Origin of the sequence: Mycobacterium sp. 2YAF39 (assembly GCF_052114565.1) — a bacterium.
In the GTDB taxonomy this organism is placed as follows: domain Bacteria; phylum Actinomycetota; class Actinomycetes; order Mycobacteriales; family Mycobacteriaceae; genus Mycobacterium.
This window is the reverse complement of the sequence record NZ_JBFREZ010000048.1, coordinates 1-439: the sequence shown is the minus strand read 5'-3', so window position 1 is coordinate 439 and position 439 is coordinate 1. Positions and strand designations below refer to the sequence as shown.

General features: G+C 69.0%; 1 pseudogene. It reads left to right on the top strand.

From position 1 onward, the window contains the following. Positions 1 to 439: pseudogene (locus tag AB4Z42_RS28410) on the top strand (hypothetical protein); the annotation flags it as partial.

Sequence of the window (439 nt, the reverse complement as noted above, 5' to 3'; positions counted from 1 at the left end):
GGCTATGCGACCTCGGAACGTGTGATTCAAGCGTTGCTTGCGGAGGCCGGCGACAAGTCGGTGGCCACGGGACTGGTTGCGCCGGAGGCGCGCGGTGCGCAGGCCATGCCTGACCTGAACAACGTGCGCTCGGGCGAGACCTATGTCGGCTACCAGCAGGCCACCAACTTTGCCTCCCCCGGCGGCCTGCGGCCCGATGCGGCGCGCGACTACACGGTCGGCAAGCTGGACCTGAATAGCTGGGGGCTGTCTGGCCGCTGGACCGTGGAAGCGGAGCAAGGGACACTTGACCGCGCCAACGGCACCATCGCCTACCGCTTCCATGCCCGCGACCTGCACCTCGTGCTCGGCCCGGCGGCCAATGGGCAGGCGGTGCGCTTCCAGGTGACCATCGACGGCAAGCCGCCCGGCGCCAGCCATGGTGCGGACACCGATGAGA